Here is an 18,113-nt window from a genome sequence, read left to right as displayed (position 1 = left end):
TCCTTCCTATCTACTTGCAACAAGTTCTTCGCCATCATCTAAACGAACAGAAACAAGCTTCGATACCCCTGATTCTTGCATTGTGACACCGTACAATACATCAGACTCTTCCATTGTACCTTTTCGGTGTGTAATTACAATAAACTGTGTTTCATCACTAAATTTCTTTAAATACTGCGCAAAACGAGCAACGTTTGCCTCATCAAGAGCTGCTTCTACTTCATCTAGTACACAGAATGGGACTGGGCGTACTTTTAAAATACCAAATAAGAGCGCAATTGCCGTTAAAGCACGCTCTCCCCCTGAAAGTAAACCTAAGTTTTGTAGTTTCTTTCCTGGTGGTTGCGCTACAATGTCAATACCAGTATTTAGTAAATCTTCTGGATTTGTCATTACTAAATCCGCTCTTCCACCTCCGAATAGTTCAGAGAATACATATTGAAACTCTGTTCGAATCCCTTCGAACGTAGTAGAAAAGCGTTTTTTCATCTCTTCATCCATTTCCATAATAAGTTGATGCAATGTCGATTTCGCTTCTTCTAGGTCATCTCTTTGCTCTAATAAAAATGTATGGCGCTCTGCTACACGTTCATATTCATCAATTGCCCCTAAATTTACTGCGCCTAACTCTTCGATGGATAGTTTAATTAGTTTCACCTTTTTACGTGCATCTTCTGCGGGCATCATCATTGTATACTTAAGTTTTGCTGCTTCAAATGAAATAGTATATGTTTCACGTAAATGTTGCAATCTATTTTCCAGCTCTACATCAAGTCGGTTAATTTTCACTTCTTGATCTTTCAGCATCTCAAGAATATATTTATGTTTACCTATTGTTTCTTTCGCACCGCGCTCTAAATGCTCTACTCTTTCTTGCAATGATACGCGTTGGTCACGACGAGAACGAATTAACTCCGAAGTTTGATTACGATCATACGCTTTCTTCTCAATCATATTCGTAATTTGTTCTTCGCCACTTGAATTAGATGTCATCTCTTGCTTTAAGAACGCTAAATCTTCCTTCGTTTTTACAAGCGTCGCATCAGTCTCTTCTTTTTCCTTCGTCAATCGTTCGACTTTTTCTTTTTGATTTGACAAACGTTGTTGTTGTTCAGCAGCTTGTACTTTTAGCTCCGTCATTTCCTTCTGAACTTTTTCTTTTGAAGAATGTTGTTCACTTTTTTGTTTCGTTAAAACGACGATTTTGCTATCTAATTCCACAATCTCCGCTTGAAGAGTCGCTAAAATCTTTTCTAACTCTTCTTTACGCCCTTGCATTTTTACTTGATCTTGTAAAAATCCTTCAATCTCTAAATCGTAAATCGATAAACGATCATTAATACGATGTTCATCTAATTCTAAACGATTAATTTCTTCTCTTAGCTTCTGTTCATCTACACGTTCGGTCTCTACACCTTGGCGTAGCTCTCGTATTTGTACTTCTTTTTCTTGAATCTCTTGCTTTACTGCTTTAACAAAGTTTTCTAGCTTCGTTGTTTTTTCTTCCATGTCAGTTAGTTTTTTAGTCCACTCTTCAAGTTCACGTTGACGTCCCAATAAAGAGGATTTCGCCTGTTTTACAGCTCCACCCGTCATAGAACCACCCGGATTCACTACGTCACCTTCGAGTGTTACAATACGATAGCGGTATTGCAGTTGTTTCGCTAACTCATTTGCTCCGCGTAAATCTTTCGCAACAACAACAGTACCTAATAAACTGGAAACTACATTCTCATATTTATTATTGTACTGCACAAGTTCTGCCGCTACACCGACAAACGATGGATGCTGGTTCACAATGCGTAATTGATCAAATGATAGCGATCGGCTTTTAATAACAGCTTGAGGTAAAAACGTTGCACGGCCATGTTTATTTTGCTTTAAAAATGCAATTGCATTACGAGCATGTTCTTCTGTTTGTACTACGATATGTTGCATCGCTGCCCCAAGGGCGATTTCCATTGCGATTTCATATTCTTTCGGCACAGTCAGAAGTTCTGCAACAGCTCCCTCAATACCTTGTAGCCTATTTTCTCTAGCCTTTAATACTTCACGTACCCCTTGATAGAAGCCAGAATAGTCCTCTTGCATCTCTTCTAACATTTCTTTCCGAGAGCGCGCCTGTTGCACAAATTGATACGCTTGATACAGTTTCGTTTCATTTTCACTATACTGTGACTTACATTTCCCAAGTGCCGTTTCTGTCTTCTGTATGTTAGAAATAATGCCAGCTATTTTCTCTCTCGCTTGCTCATAACTTTCTACAAGTTTCGCCTTTTTCGCTGTAATTCCCACACGCATCTGTACATACTTTTCATTTTCTTCATCAAGTCGTTCGTTTTTAGAGTTTTGCTGTTTTGATTGTTCTTCAATCATAGATAATTCATTACGAAGACTTGCTTGTTGATTTAAAAGTTCAATATAGTCACCTTTTAAATTCTCAATTTGTTCCTCTAAATTCTCAGCAAAAGTCGCAAGTAATTGCTCGTTATCATACAATTTCTTCTCCAATTCTTTTACTTGATTCACAAATTGCATTAACGCTTCTGTACTTGTTTCAATTTCGTCATCATAACTTGTAGCTTTCTCTGTTAACTCAACAATTAGCTTTTCAAGCTGCGCACAATGCGTCGTTGCATTTTGCTTTCTTTCCTTTAACAGCTCGCGTTGCCCTTCTAGTTTTTCTAGTTCTTTACTAGACAGAAGGAGAACTTCTTGTAAGGAATTTACAGATTCATCAACAGCTTGTAATTGCCCGCGTAATTCCTCAAGCTCTTCTTCATTTTTTTGTAAGTTCGCCGACATTTTAGCTTCTTCATCTTTATTATGCCCAAATTGATTTCGAAGCGCTTCCCACTTTTCATGTAATTCTTCGATTTCATGTACAATAAGCGCAGCTTCTACTTTCTCTAATTCTTCTTTTTTCTCAAGATAATCTTTCGCAATAGAAGCTTGTCTTTCTAGTGGTTCTACTTGACTACTTAATTCGTGAATAATATCTTGTACACGATTTAAGTTTTCTTGTGTTTCCGCCAATTTCCCTTCAGCTTTCTTTTTACGAAGTTTGTATTTCAGCACACCCGCCGCTTCTTCAAATACACCACGACGTTCTTCTGATTTACTACTCAAAATCTCTTCGACTTTCCCCTGGCTAATAATTGAAAAAGCTTCTCTTCCCATACCAGAGTCCATAAATAAATCAATAATATCTTTCAATCTACAAGATTGTTTATTAATATAAAAATCACTATCACCCGAACGAGATACACGACGCGTTACACACACCTCGTTATATTCAATCGGTAAGCGTTGGTCTTCATTATTTAAAGTTAATGTAACTTCAGCAACATTAACCGCTCTTCTCGTATCACTGCCGGCAAAAATAATATCCTCCATCTTTGCACCGCGTAATGACTTTGCAGATTGTTCACCAAGTACCCAGCGAATTGCATCAGTAATATTACTTTTCCCGCTCCCGTTAGGTCCTACTACAGAAGTTACACCTGGAACAAAATCGACAGATACACGCTCAGCAAAAGATTTAAATCCTGCTATTTCTAATCTTTTTAAAAACACGAAAGGCCTTCCTCCTATTCTCCGTTGTTGTAAACGTTGTCTATACGAAAACAAGCTACTATACGGATTTCCCACTCCTTTTATTTATAAATAAAAGGAAAGTTTCATTCTATGCATAAGGAATCCCCCTCATTCAAAGGGGGATTCCTTATGATTGTTCTTTTAATTTTTTCAATGCTTCTGCAGCAGCTTGTTGCTCTGCCTCTTTTTTTGACTTACCACTTCCAAGACCTAATGCCTCATTATTTAAAGTTACACGGGACACAAATTCTCGGTTGTGGGCCGGTCCTTTTTCTTGCAAAATTTGATACTCAATATTGCCACTACCATCACGCTGAATCAATTCTTGCAATTGACTCTTATAATCCATCACATGAGAAAAAGCACCTTCATTAATTTTTGGATATACAACTTCTTTTAAGTATCCCCAAACTGTTTCTAGCCCTTGATCAAGATAAAGGGCACCAATAAACGCTTCAAAGACATCCGCTAATAAAGCTGGTCGTTCACGTCCACCCGTCATTTCCTCACCTTTTCCTAATAAAACAAGGCTACCAAATGACATTTCGTTTGCAAAACGAACAAGAGATGGCTCACATACAATAGCTGCACGTAGTTTTGTTAACTCTCCTTCGCTCATTGTCGGATATTTTTGAAACAGATACTGTGATACAGTGAGTTCCAATACAGCATCGCCAAGAAATTCAAGACGCTCATTGTCCTCATGCGGTTTTTTTCGATGCTCATTCACATACGATGAATGCGTAAATGCTTGAATCAATAATTTTTCATCTGTAAACGTAATACCTATCTTTTCTTGAAATATTTTAAAAGCTTCACGATATTTTGTTTCGTATTTTTTTTCTCTATGTTTTCGGTACGGCATAGGTCCCTCCAGATATAAGCCGAGAAGCCCCGTTAAAAAACGGGACTTCACTTAAGCATTATAGATGACTCTCTATGTAAGTCACAGCATCGCCAACAGTAGCAATCTTTTCAGCATCTTCATCAGAAATTTCCATTTCGAATTCATCTTCTAATTGCATTACAAGTTCTACTACATCTAGGGAGTCTGCGCCTAAATCTTCTTTGAAGCTTGCAGCTGGTACTACTTCAGTTTCTTCTACTCCTAAACGATCAACGACAATTTTTGTTACACGCTCTAAAACATCTGCCATTTTATTCACCTCCCCTCAAATATTATATAAAATATTGTCCAAAAAAACTAGGTGAAATCGATTCTTTTATTACATTACCATACCGCCGTCAACATTTAACGTTTGACCTGTAACATATTTGCTTTGATCAGAAGCGAAAAACGTTACAGTATTTGCGATATCTTGTGCTTCTCCAAACTGAGCCGCAGGAATTAATTTTAACATTTCTGCTTTTATATTTTCATCTAATACATCCGTCATATCAGTCGCAATAAACCCTGGAGCAATTGCATTTACAGTAATATTTCGGCTCGCTAATTCTTTTGCTGATGTTTTTGTTAATCCAATTACACCAGCTTTAGCAGCTACATAATTTGCTTGTCCTGGGTTTCCTGTTACACCAACAACAGAAGCGATATTAATAATACGTCCATGACGTTGACGCATCATATAGCGCGATACTGCTTTCGTACATAAGAAAACACCTTTTAAGTTTGTATTAATAACTGTATCCCATTCTTCTTCTTTCATACGCATTAATAAATTATCTTTTGTTACACCAGCGTTATTTACAAGAATATCAACTTGTCCAAACGTATCTACAGTTTGTTTCACCATACTTGTAACATCATCAGCATTTGCAACATCCGCTCTTACTGCAATGGCATCTGAACCTAATTTCTTTATTTCATCAACTACTTCATTCGCCTTTTGCTCATTACCAGCATAATTTACTACAACATTTGCCCCTTGTTTCGCTAAATCAATGGCAATCGCACGACCAATCCCACGTGAAGCACCAGTTACTAATGCTACTTTCCCTTTTAACATCAGCTTTCTCCTCTCAAATTTGAAATGGTATCTTTTAATGTCTCTTCATCGTATATCGCATATGCTTTCACTGAAGAATCAATCGACTTCATAAGACCAGCAAGTACTTTTCCAGGTCCGATTTCAATAAATGTATCTACCCCTTGATTCACCATATACTCAATAGATGGGTACCATAATACAGGCGAATAGAGCTGTTCAATTAGCTTTTCTTGAATATCTGTACCACGTGTAATAACATCCGCCGTAACATTTGCAATAATAGGAATATTCGTGTCTTGAATTGTAATTTCATTTAAAACACTTTGGAATTTCTCAGCAGCTGGTTTCATAAGCGAGGAATGAAACGGTCCACTTACTTTGAGCGGAATTGCTCTTTTAGCGCCATTTTCTTTCGCTCTTTGAGAAGCAAGTTCTACTCCTTGCTTTGTTCCAGAAATAACAATTTGCTTCGTACTATTCATATTAGCAATTTGTACTGCGTATCCTTCACTTGTTACTTCTTCTGTAACTCGTTTCAGCATATCCGGATCCGCACCTAAAATAGCTGCCATTGCACCTTCCCCGCCTGGAACAGCTTCTTCCATATATTCCCCGCGTTTCCTTACAGCATATACAGCGTCTTCGAATGTTAATGCACCAGCAGCTACAAGAGCGCTATATTCACCTAAACTATGTCCTGCGACAAAATCAGGTATAATATCATACTCCTTCAAAGCTGTTAAAATTGCAAAGCTCGTTGTTAATAGTGCCGGCTGCGCATTTGTCGTTAATGTTAACTTTTCCTGCGGTCCTTCAAAAATTACTTCTGAAAGAGAATCATGCAAAACCTCATCCGCTTTTGCAAACACTTTCGCAACCTCTTTATTATTCTCCGCTAACTGTCTACCCATTCCAACTGCCTGTGAACCTTGGCCCGGAAAAAGAAATGCTATTTTTCCCATTTCAAATCCTCCTCTTATTGAAGCGGCTCCTTCTCCATTACACTTGAAATTGTAGGAATTACTTCTTTCGCTACCATTTCTCTCGTTTGACGAATCGCACTAAATATCGATTGGTCATTAGAAGAACCGTGAGCCTTAATGACAGGAGCTTTCAATCCAAACAACGCCGCTCCGCCATACTCCGAATAATCCATTTTATCTTTCAATACCATAAGTTTTGGTTTTAATACCGCTGCTGCTAATTTGCTCGTAAACGAACTCATTAATTGTTCTTTTAACATAGAGAATAACGCAAGTGCTGTTCCTTCTAATGATTTTAGCGCTACATTACCCGTAAAACCATCACATACAACAACGTCTGCTACACCTTGCAATAAATCTCTTGATTCCACGTTTCCAACGAAATTAATTGGTGCATCTTTGAGCATACCAAAGACCTGTTTTGAAAGCTCGTTTCCTTTACCATCCTCTGTTCCAACGTTTAAAAGTCCAACGCGTGGATTTTTAATTCCTCTTACCTTCTCGGCGTAAACAGAGCCCATTACTGCATATTGATATAAATGAATTGGTTTTGCATCAACGTTGGCTCCAACATCTAACATAACAAAACCTTCTCCATCAACAGTTGGCATTGTAGGTGATAAAGCTGGTCGTTCAATTCCTTCCATACGACCAACAACAAACAATCCAGCTGCCATCAAAGCTCCTGTACTACCTGCTGATATACAAGCATCCGCTACACCGTCTTTTACTTGCTGCGCCGCTAGTACCATTGAAGCTTGTTTTTTTCGACGAACCGCTCTTACTGGTTCGTCTGTCGATTCGATTTTTTCGTCCGTATGAAGTATAGTAATTCGCTCTTCACTCGTTAAATATTGACGAATTCTCTCTTCTTTCCCTACTAACGTAATATGTAAATCTGAGTATTCCTTAATAGCTTTCATTGCTCCTAATACTACAGCCTTTGGTGCATGATCGCCGCCCATTGCATCTATTGCGATTTTCATAAGTTGTTACCTTCCTCACTATAATTACTAGATCGATACATTTCAAAAGTGCCTGTAAAGACAAGTTCTTCTCCAACAAAGCTACGCACTTTGACAACCGTCCGTCCTTTATCATTCTCTACATCTTCAACACGTACTTTTGCAACAACACGCTCTCCTAATTTTACAGGACGAATATATCGAATGGTGGACTTTGCAGTTAAAGCTAATTCTTCATCAATAACCGCAACAGCTAGTGAGTTTGCTTGCGCAAACAAATGATGCCCACGAGCAATTTGATTTCTTTTAAATACATGTTCTACCTTTACTTCAAAGATAGAAATCGCATGTCTATCTAATTCTATATCGATAATTTCTCCGACAACCTCTTCTAACGGTAAAGATTTCACGTCTTCTTCATGTTGTTTTGTAGCCACATGCTTAATTCGTTCTCTTAATTCAGGAATAGATAATTCCATACGATCAAGACGAACAGTTTGTATGCTCACTTGAAATTTTTCCGCTAAATCTTCATCCGTTATAAAAGGATTCGTTTCTATTGTTTGTTGTAATAATTCTTGTCTTTCTTTTTTACTTCTTCTTTTTTTCATACCGCACCATCCATTTTTATGACTAGGTACTAAAAGTAGTATATAATCATTAAAAGTAGAATGCAACAAAAACTTTTGCAGACTACTTTTAATCGAGCTTCTCTCCCTGGAACACACCTGTCCCATCAAGATAAGTACGCAGCGAAGCATACTGATCATTATGCCAAAACGCTTCTGAATCAACTAGTATCGCCGCATCTTGTCTTGCTGTTTCTAACGCCCGATAATCATGCACCATATCAGCAACCTTAAATTCTGGTAGACCACTTTGCTTACTTCCAAAGAAATCCCCAGGACCTCGTAACTCTAAATCTTTTTCTGACAATACAAATCCATCATTTGTTTCAGTCATAATGCGCATTCTTTCTTTTCCCGTTTCTGATTTTGGGTCCGCAATTAATAAACAATATGATTGTTCACTACCACGCCCAACACGCCCCCTCAGCTGATGGAGCTGTGATAAACCGAAACGTTCCGCATCATAAATAACCATAACAGTCGCATTTGGTACATTCACACCTACTTCAACAACTGTTGTCGACACAAGAATTTGCACTTTATTTTCACTAAACTGTCCCATTATCTCTTCTTTTTCTTGGGATGATAGTCTCCCATGCATTAATCCAACTTGGCATTTCCCTTGATAATGATGAGTCAGCATACTATGTAAGTCGATAGTATTTTGTACATCAAGCTTCTCAGACTCTTCAATAAGAGGGCAAATAACATATGCCTGTCTTCCTTTTTTTATCTCTTTCTCCACAAAGCCGAGAACACGATCTAACATATCATGTTTTGCCCAGTACGTTTCGATTACCTTTCTACCAGCTGGCATTTCATCGATAATAGAAACGTCCATCTCTCCAAATGCAGTGATAGCTAACGTACGCGGGATTGGGGTCGCCGTCATAAACAACACATCTGGACTTTCACCTTTCTCACGTAAAACCCGGCGCTGCGCCACACCAAATCGATGCTGTTCATCGGTAATAACGAGACCTAACCTATGAAATATAACTTCGTCTTGAATTAAAGCGTGCGTCCCAACAAGGATGTCTACTTCTCCTTGTTCTAATCTCGACAAAATTTCTCGACGTCTCGCACCTTTAACAGAACTTGTTAGCAATTCAACCTTCATACCAAAATGTGAAAACGTCTCCGCGAGCGACTGATAATGTTGTTCGGCTAAAATTTCTGTAGGAACCATCAAAGCACCTTGATAATGAGCCAATTTCGCCGCATAAAGAGCAATCGCAGCAACAACTGTTTTCCCAGAACCTACATCCCCTTGCAATAATCGATTCATTCGGTACGGAGATGTCATATCTTTCATTATTTCATCTACAACCCGGCGTTGTGCACCAGTTAACGGAAACGGAAGTGCATCAGTAAACTCTTGCAATTCTACTAATGAAATTTCTTTTTTCGTCCCTTTCGAGTTTTCCCTTTCCATTTTCCGTAATGTTTGCATTTTCAACTGAAACAAGAAAAACTCCTCATATACAAAACGGCGACGCGCTTGCTTTAAGTCTTCCTGTCCCACTGGAAAATGTAACCCTCTGAGCGCTTCATAGCGTGATAATAATTTATATCGACTTAACAAACCATCTGGTAACACTTCGACTATAGAATCTCCATACTCCTTAAATGCTTGTGCAACAAAACGGCGCATCTGTTTTACTGTCAGTTTTCCTTTCACTGAATATACAGGTTCTACTTCTTGTTGTCGTACAACCAGTCCAAAATTCAGTTCTGATACAGCAATTGTTTGGCGATGCTGATCCCATTTACCAGTAATCGTTACCGTTTCATCTAAATTTAACTTTTGTTTATAGTATGGTCTATTAAAACATACAGCTGTAATTAAATAACGACCGACGAGAACACGAACTGTAAGACGTGACTTCTTCTTCCCATAATATTGCAGTAAAGGAGCACTATGAACTTTCCCCTCAACTGTTACACGCTCGTCATGCTTTACTTCAGCAAGATCTTTCATCGCATAGTCTTCATAGCGGTACGGAAAATGTTCTAATAGATGAGAAACTGTATAAATTCCCATCTCGTGTAACAACTCAGATGTTTCTCCTCCGATTCCCTTTACATCCGTAACAGGAACTTGTACAACTTCATTCAAGATTCTCACGCTCCGTCACATTATTTTCTTTGATTCATTCTATTGATTATCCATTAATATCATTGACATCTGTAATCGCTCTCTTTCACCTTATATATTCTATCATAGGCATTCTAAGAGAAACTACTCTAATCCCTCTGTATAAAGTGAAACTATAATCAGTGGGGGTTTTGTTCATCCCCCACTGATTATTAGCCTTCACCAATCGGGCGTTTACGGGCAGTTTATCTCCCACCTAACTTCTTTGCTCCAGCCGAATTTAGGGGTGGGAGTTTTACTGCCCACAAATAGCGGGATAAAGCAAAGTTGTACAATACGTAAGAAAAGAGCCTCACTATTAGCAGCAAGGCTCTTTTCTATCATCAATATGCTAGCCTTTTGAATAAAAACTAGTAATAAATTTCATATCACTATTTCTTATCCATTAGCAAGTAAGTAACCCATTTATTTTCAAATCGAATCTTTTCTTATTCTACAGAGAAGATGAAAGAATACACCGGTTGGTTCCCTGCATGTACTTCTACTTCTGCATCTTCAAAGTTCTCTTCTACAAACGCAACTAATTCAGCCACTTCTTCATCTGTTGCATCTTCACCTTGTAGGATCGTTACGATTTCAGAATCCTCATCAATTAGCGCTTCTAGTAATTGCTTTGCAGCTCCTACTTTCTCAGCATTTGTAGATACAATTTTCCCATCTGCAAGACACATGAAATCATCTTTTTGAATCGCTACACCGTCAATTTCCGTATCACGAACAGCATACGTAATCTGACCTGTTTTCACATGAGCTAAAGCTTCTTTCATGTTTTCTTCATTCTCTTCTAGCGTTCCAACTGGATTAAATGCTAACATTGCAGCCATACCTTGAGGAACTGTTTTTGAACGAATAACAATAACTTCTTGTTCTACAACTGACGCTGCTTGTTCTGCTGCCATCACGATATTCCCGTTATTTGGTAAGATGATGATTTTTTCAGCATTCGCCTCTTCAATCGCCTTCACAATATCCTCCGTACTCGGATTCATCGTTTGGCCACCTTCGATAACTTTCGTTGCGCCAATGCTCTCAAATAAAGTTTTAATACCCGATCCCATAGCTACAGTTACAATACCATACGGTTGTTTCTCTATTGGCTGATTCGTTTGTTCCGGCACCATGGTAGGTTCATCTAATAAAGCAGTATGCTGTTCACGCATATTTTCTACTTTGATCTTAATTAGACTACCGTAACGTTGTCCATAGTTCATAGGTTCTCCAGGATGTTCCGCATGGATATGAACCTTTACAACCTCATCATCCGATACAACAAGTAGTGAATCTCCGTACACACTAATATCTTCACGGAATTTTTGTTCAGAGAAATTATGTTCCTTCATTTTTTTAGGCTCTAATTTCACCATGAATTCCGTACAATATCCATACTTAATATCTTCTGTACTCAATTGGCTTTGTACACTACGGTGATGTTCTGCGCGTACCATGTCATTCATAGATGGTTGGGCAGGCACATTAGAAGAAATCGTTTCTCCTTTTAAGTCAGCTAAAAATCCTTCATATACAACAACAAGACCTTTACCACCGCTATCTACAACGCCAACTTGTTTTAATACAGGTAATAAATCTGGCGTACGATTTAACGATGCGTTTGCTTCTTTTACAACGTCTTCCATAAACAAAACAAAGTCGCGCTGTTTTTTCGCAACTGTCACTGCATATTTACCCGTTTCTCTTGCAACCGTTAAAATCGTTCCTTCAATTGGTTTCATAACCGCTTTGTAAGCTGCCTCTACTCCAGCTTCTAAAGCTGCAGCAAAATCAACTGTCGTTAATTCTTCTTTTTGTTCAATGGATTTAGAGAAACCACGGAATAACTGAGATAAAATAACCCCAGAGTTACCACGAGCCCCCATTAATAATCCTTTGGCTAAACTTACGCCGACTTTACCAGCATGCTGTGAAAGATTTGCTTTCACTTCACGTGCGCCTGAAGTCATTGATAAGTTCATGTTTGTACCGGTATCGCCATCTGGAACTGGGAATACGTTTAATGCATCAACAAGCTGAACATTATTTGTTAAATTATTGGCTCCTTGAATGATCATTTGTGATAAACGTTTTCCATCAATTTTTTGAATTGACACAGATTTTCCTCCTTAATGCACATTACAAGTTTATTACTTTAACTCCTTGTACGTAGATGTTTACAGAATCTACTGCTAGTCCTACAGTTTGATCTAATGTATATTTCACTTTAGTCTGCACGTTATGTGCTACTTCTGAAATTTTCGTACCATAGCTCACAATAATATACATATCAATATGTACTTCATCTTCATCTTTACGAACAATAACGCCTCTAGTGAAGTTTTCTTTTCGTAAAATGTCTGTTAATCCATCTTTTAACTGATTTTTTGATGCCATACCTACGATACCGTAGCAATCTACTGCGGCACCTCCAGCAATTGTTGCAATTACATCTGTACTAATATCAATTTGACCGTACTTCGTTTTAATTTCAATTGACATCTCGTTTCCCCCTTCATAAATGGTGAAAGTGAGCTAGACTACTTTAGTTACTATCATATAATCTTTTTAAAGAAAATTCCATCGTTCTTTCTTTTTCACTCTCATATTTTATGTTTTAAATTACATTTTTTTATGATGAGCAAAATAGTCCATTGTTATTATACAACATGTACCACTATAATATGTCAAGCAATTTTTCTTGATTTCACCTTTTCTCCATTGACATATGGTGTCAAGTATTTTTTCTTGATTTCTTTTTCCTACGGTGTTGCATTCTCTTTTTAGTTGTGTTAAATTATAGTAGTGTTTTTAGCATCGCATAAAAGGCTAACATTGAAAAATTACGTATGTTACGGTAGTTAAGGGAGGGAAATATAAATGGCTCGTGTTTGTGCTATCACTGGAAGAAAAGCTCGTTCTGGTAACTCTCGTTCTCACGCAATGAACGCTACAAAACGTAAATGGGGCGCTAACCTTCAAAAAGTTCGCGTACGCATCGACGGAAAAGTTCAACGTGTTTACGTTTCTGCTAGAGCGTTAAAATCTGGCAAAATCGAACGTGTTTAATAATAAAAAAAAGAGCCGCTAGGCTCTTTTTTTATTATACCAATGGAAAAAGCACCGGTAATAGGTGCTTTTTTTAGTCTTTTTTGAAGGTATTTAACATCGCACGAACAATTCCACCAAGAAATTTAGGTAACTTAATTGTATAAAATCTCATGGTTTCCCTCCTAATCCCCATTACTCCACTTGTTCACTATATGATGCAAGGAGCAAAATTGTTTCTTCAATCAGTGCTTCTTATCATCATTAATATGCCAGAAGTAAATGAAAAATTACCTTTTTCCTCAATGAGTTCATTACTAATACAAAGTGTCGATCCCCACTCTATTGTTTTATTAGTAAGAGGGTACTTAAAACCGTGAAGTGTAATACCTTCTACCCTTTCAGTAACTGGTACAAATGATACGTATGGAAAATGTTCGTTTCCTTCAATTATATACATACCAAAATTTTTCACCATTATTTCATTTTTATTGTCCACAATACACATTTCTATATTTACTTCTAATCCCTTTAAAAGCATCTGAATATTTGCTAAACCATGATCAAGTCTTCCACCAGTAGCACCAAAAATACGAATTAACTTTGGTTTCTGTTCTAAAGCCCAGCTAATGGCAATTTCTAAATCTGTTTGATCTTTTTCTCGCGGGACAATATGTAATTCATTTGTCTGCTGTCCCATCCATGCTAATTCCTCATCAGTAACTGAATCATAATCCCCAAACGCAACAGCCGGAGTGATTCCCCTTTTCAACAAACGGTACACTCCTCTATCAACGGCCGCCCAAACTACTTCTTCATTTTCATACCGAGAAAAATCTGCGCAGTATTCTGCAGGTCCTCCCGCTAAAATATGAATAATCATTTTTCCTTCCCCTTCTATTGTAAAAAGGCAATCTGCCATTCGGTAGATTGCCTTTCTTCTTATTTTCCACTCTAACATGTATAAATAGTGAAGTCTTACTGAACTAGAAGCTTCACTAGGATAACGGTGCATTCTTTATCCGCGAATTACACGAATTGCTTCACCGCGGTCTTTTTGATTGTATACCGCTGATCCTGCTACAAGAACATTCGCTCCTGCTTCAATACAAAGTCTTGCCGTTTCAGTGTTGACACCACCATCAACTTCAATTTCCACTTGTAGATTTCGCTCTTTAACCATTTCTGCAACTTGTTTGATTTTCGGTAATACAGAATGAATAAATTTCTGTCCGCCAAATCCAGGATTTACTGTCATAAGTAATACCATGTCTATATCTTCTAATACATGCTCAATCGTTGAAACTGGAGTATGTGGATTTAATACAACTCCCGCTTTAATGTCATGAGATTTAATTAACTGAATTGTACGATGTAGATGTGGACAAGCTTCTACATGGACAGTAATAATATCAGCTCCTGCTTTTGCGAAAGTTGGGATATAGTTATCAGGATTTTCAATCATTAAATGTACATCTAACGGTAATGATGTAATCGGACGGATTGCTTCTACAATTAATGGTCCAATCGTAATATTTGGTACGAAATGTCCATCCATTACATCGACGTGAATGTAGTCAGCTCCACCTTTTTCTACATCTTTAATCTCTTCCCCTAATCTTGAAAAATCTGCTGATAAAATCGATGGTGCAATTTTAATCATTACTAATACCTCGGCTTTCTCTCTCTAATTTCTTCTACGAATTGTTTGTAATTCTTATAACGATATTCGGTAATCTTTCCTTCTTCAACCGCAGCTTTCACCGCGCATTTCGGTTCAGCAATGTGTGTACACCCTCTAAATTTACAGTATTGGCTCTCTTCTTTCAACTCTGGAAAACAATATGTAAGATCTTCTACCTCTATATCTATGAAGTCAAGCGAACTAAAACCAGGTGTATCCGCAACAAGTCCACTTCCAACTGTAATTAATTCCACGTGTCTTGTCGTATGCTTTCCACGTCCTAAATGTGAAGAAATATCATTAGTTTTCAATTCTAAATCTGGACGTAATACGTTTAGCATTGAAGATTTCCCAACACCAGATTGGCCTGCAACGACGGAAATACAACCTTCTAAAAATGGTTTCAGAATATCAATACTTTCCGATGTATTTATAGAAGTAAACAACACATCATAACCCATTTCACGATAATCATTTGCATAAGATTCAACAGTTTCTCTCATTTTTTCATCTACTAAATCCATCTTACTAATACAAATAATCGGTTTAATGTTATGATATTCAATCAATACTAAAAATCGATCTAACAGTCCTGGATTAAAATCAGGTTCTACTGCAGAGAAAACAAGAATAGCTTGATCAACATTAGCAATAGGAGGTCTAACAAGTTCATTTTTTCGATCAAATACTTCTAACACATAACCTTCATTCGGATTATCCGCTTGAAAAACAACTTGGTCTCCTACAAGTGGTGTAATTTTATTCTTTCTAAATACACCACGCCCGCGACATTGTGTAATCCCTTCCTCATTCTGCACGTAATAAAACCCACTTAGGGCTTTTACAATTTTTCCTTCTGGCATATAATTCTCCTTTATTTTGTATAAGATGAAACTGCAATTAAATATGAATAGACTAGAGTTCTTTAAACAATTATTTCAAAACCCACCAAATATATACCCAGGTTCATATATTTAATCTACCATCAAATTTGAAATATTATTTACAACAGTATCACTTTTACAGCTTTTTGAATCATATATTTTTGCCTGTTATACAGTCCACGATGTAGACAGCATAACAGGCAAGAGTAATGAATTCCATCTTCTATATAAGGACGATGGAATTCACTATTATTGAGCTGGATATGGTACTTCCTTGTCCATAATCGTTACTCCATCTCGGACAATCTTATAGTGTCCCTTTGCACCTTCTTGAATTACAAATTCTAAAGAAATAATCGCTGACTCAGTAATTGTTCTCGTTTCAACTGGTTTATCCATTTTTTGCTGCATATCTTCTTTATAAATTTCTATTGTTTGCGGCTTTTTATCACCTGTTGCAGAAGCTTCATATGGGATAGAAATGTTATCCACTTTTACCGTTTTCGTCACTTTAGGCTTCGGACCATCGGAGATAACAATCGATACTTTATCTCCTTCTTTTAAAGGTGTCCCAGGCTTTGGTAACTGTGAAATAACAAGGCCTTTATCAACCGTATCTGAATACTCTCTTTTTATATCAGAAACGAGCTTTCTTTCATTTAAATAACCTTTTACACTATTTTCAGTCCACCCTGAAAAATCACCTGGTCTTATTTGATAAGGTCCTTTACTTACCCAAACTTTCAGTTCTTGTTCAGCTTCTATAACCATTTGATCAGGCGTTGGTATTTGCTCTACAATTTCACCTTTCGGCTTATCATTTTCAATATAATTTATTGTAACTTGTTTATATTTTTCTTCTAAATCAGCTCTTATACTCTCGAAATCTTTTCCTGTCAAATCACGCATCTTACTTTTCTTTTTCCCACCTGATTGATAGATAGTAATTTTAGAGTTTTCTTTCACTACTCTTCCTGCTATAGGATCTGTTTTTATCACTTTTCCGGCTTCAACATCATCTGTATATACAAGATTAGGTTCAGTAACTTCAAACCCTTTTTCAACTAATGTATTTACAGCTGTCGTATATTTCATACCAGCCACATCAGGAACCTTCACATCTTTCGGAATAAAGAAGCCTGGAATAACAGTAAGTGCTAAGGTTGTCCCTATTGCTAACAGTAAAAATGTTGTAATTAAAACTTTCAGCCATTTATTACTTCGTTTTTTCTTCTTACCTGATTCAGTCTCTTCTTTTCTTACTTGTTCATCCACTTTACTTCCTTTTAATACAATCGTTTCATCACTTACATTTTGAAATAGTTGTTCTTGTTGAATAATTGGAATCGCTTTCGTCGCTTCCATATCTTCTGGTATGTAAAATGGTTGTTCATTTATTCGTTCTGGGTATAGTGCTGTTTCAATATCTCGTTTCATCGCGTTAGCAGATTGATATCGATGAAATGGATCTTTCGCAGTCGCCTTTAATATAATATTTTCAACACTTTGTGGAATATTTTCATTCCATCTTTTTGGAGATGGCATTTCATTTTGTAAATGTTTTAACGCAATTGCAACAGCAGATTCCCCAGAAAACGGTTGTCTTCCTGTTAACAATTCAAACATAACAATCCCAAGTGAATAAATATCTGATTGTTTATTCGCTATACCGCCGCGCGCTTGTTCTGGTGATAAATAATGCACCGAACCGAGCACCGAATTTGTATGTGTAATCGTTGCTGCACTTGTAGCTGTCGCAATTCCAAAGTCTGTTACTTTTATCACTCCGTCATCTCGAATCAAAATATTGTGCGGTTTAATATCGCGATGTACAATCTCAAAATGATGGGCGTGTGCCATAGCGGACGTTAACTGCTCCATTATATCAAGAGCTTCTCCTATCGGTAACATCCCTCGATCGATTATGTATTGCTTCAATGTTCGTCCAGGTACATATTCCATTACAAGATAATATATACCATCCTCTTCCCCAACATCATACATATTCACAATATTTGGATGCGACAACGTTGTAACAGATTGCGCTTCTCGATGGAAACGTTTAATAAACTCTTCGTTATTTGAATAGTCGAGTCTTAATATTTTTACCGCTACATCGCGGCCAAGTATATCATCATGAGCTAAATATACATTGGCCATTCCTCCACCGCCAATCATTTTCAGCAGCTTATAACGGTCATTTAAGCGTTTTCCAATCAGCACGTTGC

16 protein-coding genes are annotated in these 18,113 nt (G+C 37.3%); 1 reads left to right on the top strand and 15 read right to left on the bottom strand.

Annotated features, from left to right (window positions below):
• Positions 1-6: 6 nt before the first annotated feature.
• The 10 genes from smc to ACE38F_RS09690 form a co-directional block, all read right to left on the bottom strand.
• Positions 7-3,576 carry a chromosome segregation protein SMC gene (smc, locus tag ACE38F_RS09735; RefSeq protein WP_375369428.1) on the bottom strand — a complete coding sequence of 1,190 codons (3,570 nt, stop codon included), beginning with the start codon at positions 3,574-3,576 and terminating at the stop codon, positions 7-9.
• A gap of 148 nt (positions 3,577-3,724) precedes the next feature.
• The gene (gene rncS / locus ACE38F_RS09730; RefSeq protein WP_375369429.1) at positions 3,725-4,462 is read right to left on the bottom strand and encodes a ribonuclease III; all 738 of its coding nucleotides are present in this window, start codon (positions 4,460-4,462) and stop codon (positions 3,725-3,727) included.
• Positions 4,463-4,520: 58 nt separating this feature from the next.
• Entirely contained in the window at positions 4,521-4,754 is a 234-nt protein-coding gene (acpP, locus tag ACE38F_RS09725; RefSeq protein ID WP_002014515.1) for an acyl carrier protein, read from the bottom strand.
• A gap of 69 nt (positions 4,755-4,823) precedes the next feature.
• Positions 4,824-5,564, bottom strand: a complete 741-nt coding sequence (gene fabG, locus ACE38F_RS09720; protein WP_016106004.1) for a 3-oxoacyl-[acyl-carrier-protein] reductase — start codon at positions 5,562-5,564, stop codon at positions 4,824-4,826.
• The gene (fabD, locus tag ACE38F_RS09715) at positions 5,564-6,508 is read right to left on the bottom strand and encodes an ACP S-malonyltransferase (protein ID WP_375369430.1); all 945 of its coding nucleotides are present in this window, start codon (positions 6,506-6,508) and stop codon (positions 5,564-5,566) included. Before fabD ends, fabG begins: the two co-directional genes overlap by 1 nt.
• Positions 6,509-6,522: 14 nt before the next feature.
• Positions 6,523-7,515 (bottom strand): phosphate acyltransferase PlsX, encoded by a 993-nt coding sequence (gene plsX / locus ACE38F_RS09710; RefSeq protein ID WP_375369431.1) that lies wholly within the window; start codon positions 7,513-7,515, stop codon positions 6,523-6,525.
• On the bottom strand, positions 7,512-8,105 hold the full coding sequence (gene fapR, locus ACE38F_RS09705; protein ID WP_000747354.1) for a transcription factor FapR: 594 nt from the start codon (positions 8,103-8,105) through the stop codon (positions 7,512-7,514). Before fapR ends, plsX begins: the two co-directional genes overlap by 4 nt.
• Positions 8,106-8,193: 88 nt before the next feature.
• Positions 8,194-10,242 (bottom strand): ATP-dependent DNA helicase RecG, encoded by a 2,049-nt coding sequence (recG, locus tag ACE38F_RS09700; RefSeq protein ID WP_341305998.1) that lies wholly within the window; start codon positions 10,240-10,242, stop codon positions 8,194-8,196.
• 467 nt (positions 10,243-10,709) lie between these two features.
• Positions 10,710-12,386, bottom strand: coding sequence for a DAK2 domain-containing protein (locus ACE38F_RS09695; RefSeq protein ID WP_215553969.1), 1,677 nt, complete (start codon positions 12,384-12,386; stop codon positions 10,710-10,712).
• Positions 12,387-12,408: 22 nt separating this feature from the next.
• The gene (locus ACE38F_RS09690; RefSeq protein ID WP_000021109.1) at positions 12,409-12,771 is read right to left on the bottom strand and encodes an Asp23/Gls24 family envelope stress response protein; all 363 of its coding nucleotides are present in this window, start codon (positions 12,769-12,771) and stop codon (positions 12,409-12,411) included.
• 378 nt (positions 12,772-13,149) lie between these two features.
• On the opposite strand from ACE38F_RS09690, the gene rpmB reads away from it, so the two are divergent.
• Positions 13,150-13,338 (top strand): 50S ribosomal protein L28, encoded by a 189-nt coding sequence (gene rpmB, locus ACE38F_RS09685; RefSeq protein ID WP_000124776.1) that lies wholly within the window; start codon positions 13,150-13,152, stop codon positions 13,336-13,338.
• A gap of 73 nt (positions 13,339-13,411) precedes the next feature.
• Here rpmB and spoVM read toward each other — a convergent pair whose 3' ends face one another.
• The 5 genes from spoVM to pknB all read right to left on the bottom strand — a co-directional run bounded on the left by spoVM (position 13,412) and on the right by pknB (position 18,108).
• A complete protein-coding gene (gene spoVM, locus ACE38F_RS09680) occupies positions 13,412-13,492 on the bottom strand; it encodes a stage V sporulation protein SpoVM (protein WP_001213599.1) in 81 nt (26 codons plus the stop codon).
• 66 nt (positions 13,493-13,558) lie between these two features.
• Positions 13,559-14,239 carry a thiamine diphosphokinase gene (locus ACE38F_RS09675; RefSeq protein WP_215553970.1) on the bottom strand — a complete coding sequence of 227 codons (681 nt, stop codon included), beginning with the start codon at positions 14,237-14,239 and terminating at the stop codon, positions 13,559-13,561.
• 96 nt (positions 14,240-14,335) lie between these two features.
• The gene (gene rpe, locus ACE38F_RS09670) at positions 14,336-14,980 is read right to left on the bottom strand and encodes a ribulose-phosphate 3-epimerase (RefSeq protein WP_215553971.1); all 645 of its coding nucleotides are present in this window, start codon (positions 14,978-14,980) and stop codon (positions 14,336-14,338) included.
• 2 nt (positions 14,981-14,982) lie between these two features.
• Positions 14,983-15,864 carry a ribosome small subunit-dependent GTPase A gene (gene rsgA, locus ACE38F_RS09665; protein ID WP_215553972.1) on the bottom strand — a complete coding sequence of 294 codons (882 nt, stop codon included), beginning with the start codon at positions 15,862-15,864 and terminating at the stop codon, positions 14,983-14,985.
• 270 nt (positions 15,865-16,134) lie between these two features.
• Complete coding sequence (pknB, locus tag ACE38F_RS09660; RefSeq protein WP_375369432.1) at positions 16,135-18,108, bottom strand: Stk1 family PASTA domain-containing Ser/Thr kinase; 1,974 nt, start codon at positions 18,106-18,108, stop codon at positions 16,135-16,137.
• Positions 18,109-18,113: the final 5 nt, after the last annotated feature.

Source organism: Bacillus altaicus (assembly GCF_042136375.2).
In the GTDB taxonomy this organism is placed as follows: domain Bacteria; phylum Bacillota; class Bacilli; order Bacillales; family Bacillaceae_G; genus Bacillus_A; species Bacillus_A cereus_U.
This window is presented reverse-complemented; position numbering and strand designations above follow the sequence as displayed.

Bases quoted from the DNA above. Each gene is read 5' to 3' on its own strand.
- rncS (WP_375369429.1), bottom strand. From the start codon at position 4,462: ATGCCGTACCGAAAACATAGAGAAAAAAAATACGAAACAAAATATCGT.
- acpP (WP_002014515.1), bottom strand. From the start codon at position 4,754: ATGGCAGATGTTTTAGAGCGTGTAACAAAAATTGTCGTTGATCGTTTA.
- rsgA (WP_215553972.1), bottom strand. From the start codon at position 15,864: ATGCCAGAAGGAAAAATTGTAAAAGCCCTAAGTGGGTTTTATTACGTG.
- ACE38F_RS09675 (WP_215553970.1), bottom strand. From the start codon at position 14,239: ATGGCAGATTGCCTTTTTACAATAGAAGGGGAAGGAAAAATGATTATT.
- fabG (WP_016106004.1), bottom strand. From the start codon at position 5,564: ATGTTAAAAGGGAAAGTAGCATTAGTAACTGGTGCTTCACGTGGGATT.
- ACE38F_RS09690 (WP_000021109.1), bottom strand. From the start codon at position 12,771: ATGTCAATTGAAATTAAAACGAAGTACGGTCAAATTGATATTAGTACA.
- rpe (WP_215553971.1), bottom strand. From the start codon at position 14,980: ATGATTAAAATTGCACCATCGATTTTATCAGCAGATTTTTCAAGATTA.
- plsX (WP_375369431.1), bottom strand. From the start codon at position 7,515: ATGAAAATCGCAATAGATGCAATGGGCGGCGATCATGCACCAAAGGCT.
- spoVM (WP_001213599.1), bottom strand. From the start codon at position 13,492: ATGAGATTTTATACAATTAAGTTACCTAAATTTCTTGGTGGAATTGTT.
- fabD (WP_375369430.1), bottom strand. From the start codon at position 6,508: ATGGGAAAAATAGCATTTCTTTTTCCGGGCCAAGGTTCACAGGCAGTT.
- fapR (WP_000747354.1), bottom strand. From the start codon at position 8,105: ATGAAAAAAAGAAGAAGTAAAAAAGAAAGACAAGAATTATTACAACAA.
- rpmB (WP_000124776.1), top strand. From the start codon at position 13,150: ATGGCTCGTGTTTGTGCTATCACTGGAAGAAAAGCTCGTTCTGGTAAC.